Origin of the sequence: Streptomyces sp. NPDC006510, from assembly GCF_040611955.1 — a bacterium.
Taxonomy (GTDB): Bacteria; Actinomycetota; Actinomycetes; order Streptomycetales; family Streptomycetaceae; genus Streptomyces.
In genome coordinates this window covers 1-2,690 of record NZ_JBEXPH010000395.1, presented here as the reverse complement: position 1 = coordinate 2,690, position 2,690 = coordinate 1, and the positions used below count along the sequence as shown (strand labels likewise).

Annotated in this window: 2 protein-coding genes; one reads left to right on the top strand and one right to left on the bottom strand. The window is 67.4% G+C overall.

Annotated features, from left to right (window positions below; genetic code table 11):
- Window positions 1-89: 89 nt before the first annotated feature.
- The gene (locus ABZY11_RS43820; protein WP_356484524.1) at window positions 90-1,691 is read left to right on the top strand and encodes an ISL3 family transposase; all 1,602 of its coding nucleotides are present in this window, start codon (window positions 90-92) and stop codon (window positions 1,689-1,691) included.
- Between the two features lie 113 nt (window positions 1,692-1,804).
- Here the strand turns inward: ABZY11_RS43820 and ABZY11_RS43815 are convergent, their stop codons facing one another.
- Window positions 1,805-2,536 carry a DUF6193 family natural product biosynthesis protein gene (locus tag ABZY11_RS43815; RefSeq protein WP_356484523.1) on the bottom strand — a complete coding sequence of 244 codons (732 nt, stop codon included), beginning with the start codon at window positions 2,534-2,536 and terminating at the stop codon, window positions 1,805-1,807.
- Between the last annotated feature and the right edge of the window lie 154 nt (window positions 2,537-2,690).

Below are 2,690 nucleotides of genomic sequence, written 5' to 3'. Positions count from 1 at the left end.
CGCTGGGTGACGATTGTCGGGCAAGTGGGCCATGGAAAGTTGCCCGGAATTGACCCGTACCGGGTGCGGTGCGGCTGACAGTTCGGCCCGTGGAAGAAGTGGTGCTCCGGCTGGAGGAGTTGCTGTTCCCGTCAATTGCTGATGTGGCGGTGCTATCCGTAGCCGTGAACGACGAGGCGGTACACATAGAGGCCCGAAGCACGGCGGCTGGGGCCGTCTGTCCAGGATGTGGGAGCTGGTCACAGCGGGTTCACAGCACCTATCTGCGCTTTCCCGCTGATGTGCCCAGCGGAGGCAGACGAGTCGCTCTCTGTTTGCGCGTCCGCAGGTTCCTCTGCCCGGTCATCTCATGCGGGAGGCGAACCTTTGCCGAGCAGCTGCCAGGGTTGACCCGTCGGTACGGCCGGCGGACCGAGCGCCTGCGGTCAGCGCTGGCCGCGGTCGGCCTCGCGCTCGCCGGTCGGGCCGGTGCCCGCCTGGCGAACGTGTTCGGCGTGTCCGTGAGCCGCAGTACGGTACTGCGGCTGGTCGAAGCGTTACCCGACCCCGAAGTTCCGGCCCTGCGGGTGGTCGGCGTCGATGAGTACGCGACCCGCAAAGGCCGCCACTACGGGACCGTCCTGGTCGACGTCGAAAGCCGGCGCCCAGTGGACCTGCTGCCCGACCGGGAGGCGTCCAGCCTGGCCGCTTGGCTCGCGAAGCGGCCCACGGTTGAGGTGGTCTGCCGCGATCGTGCGCCGTTCTTCGCCGAGGGCGCCACGGCCGGGGCACCGCAGGCGGTGCAGGTGGCGGACCGGTGGCATCTTTGGCACAACCTGAGCGAGGCCGCCGAGCGATGCGTCGCCGATCACCGCAGATGCCTGCAGGTCCTGGCGCCGGATCCAGCCCAGCCGACACCCGAGCCGAAGAAGCTCGAAAACCCCTCCGACTCGCCTTGGCCGAGGGGACACCGCTTTGCCGACCGCACTCGTGTCAAGCACGCGACGGTCCACGAGCTATTAGCAGCCGGGCTCAGCCGGAGGGCGATCGGCCGCCGACTTCGTATGACATCTCGCACCGTGAAGCTCTTCGCCGACGCAGCCGCCCCGGAAGACCTGTTCCACGGGCAGTGGCAGGGCAGGCCTTCCAAACTCGACGCCTTCAAGCCCTACCTGGATGACCGCTGGAACCAGGGCTGCACGAACGCCTGGACGGTGTGGGAGGAGATCGTGCCGCTCGGCTATCAGGGCAGCTACCAGCGGGTTCGCGCCTATTTCCGGGACAAACGGCTCTCTCCGGGCCCCGTCACAGCTCGGCCACCGTCACCCCGCGTCGTCGCTGGATGGATCCTCCGCCGGCCGGAGAGCCTCACGGAGGCGGAGCGCCTGCGGCTCAAAGCCGTTCTGGTCCACTGCCCTGAACTGGACGCCCTCAGCGGCCACGTCCGCGCCTTCGCCCAGATGCTCACGGAGCGCGAGGGCCGACTGTTGCCGCAGTGGCTCGATGCCGTCCGGCGAGATGACCTGCCCAGTCTCCACACACTCGCCGCAGGCATCGACCGTGACCGCGATGCAGTCATCGCCGGCCTCAGCCTGCCCTGGAACTCCGGCGTCGTCGAAGGCCACGTCAACCGAATCAAGATGCTCAAACGCCAAATGTTCGGCCGGGCCGGCTTTCATCTCCTCCGCAAGCGCGTTCTGCTCTACTCGTGAAGCGCAGGTCAGACCACTGTGGGTAGCCAGTTAGGTTCCCCCGTCCGCAGCCGTCTGACGGGGAGCCAACTGGCCATGGGATCGGTGACGGCCAGTGACTTGGTTCCCGCTCGTCATCCATCTTGTTCGGCGGTTCCCGCGACGGCCGGGCCAAGATCGGCGGGGAGGTGGCGCACCGCCAGGGCGACGGCTTCCTCTGCCGTGGCGGCCTCGCCGAGAACGTCGTCGGAGAGAGGATGCCTCTTCAGGCGGAATGGACTGCCTTCGTACGACGGGACGATGGCCACCTCATTGCGGGACGGGTATCCGGTGCACGAGCTGAAGCCAAGCGTCCAGTGGCTGGAGAACACATAGAGCTGCCGTAGCCGCGGTTCGGCATGAGCCGCTTCCACGAGTTCGCCGAACCCTGTGAAACCCGGTTCCTCGGCCGCCTGCTCCCGCATCATGCGCCACTGCAGCTCCACCACCGCGTCCGGCCCGCGTTCGTGAGCTTCGGCACGCTCGCTGGAGCGCAGAAACGGCAGTTCCGTCCGCAGCTCCCGCAGGCTCCTGCCCTGTCCCCACGCCGCTCCGGCCCTGACGACATCCGCCAAGTCGGGCGTGGCGCCGGTGATGAGCTCGACTCCGCGGCTCCAGCCGGAGACACCGAACCAGCGGCTCTCGGCCCCGAGGTGAACGGATAGCGGCTTGCGCTCAGGGACCGACGAGGCGATGCCAGCCGAAACGCGTGGGCCCCAGTCGCCGGGTACCACCGTGAGATCGACACCGAGTTCGGCCGCCAGCTGTTCCAGTGCTGCGGCCAGGCTGCCCACAGCAACCACATCAGGGTAAAGGTCAGAGTCCACCTCCGTATTCTGCCGTCGCAGCGCTACCAAGAGAACGGCGATCAGGCGTCGCAGCGATGGCCGTGAGCACGTGACTCCGAGTCTCTGTTGCTCACGGCCTGGGGAGCCATTGACATCACACTCAGTTAGCTCCCACGGAAAGTGAGCCAGAACC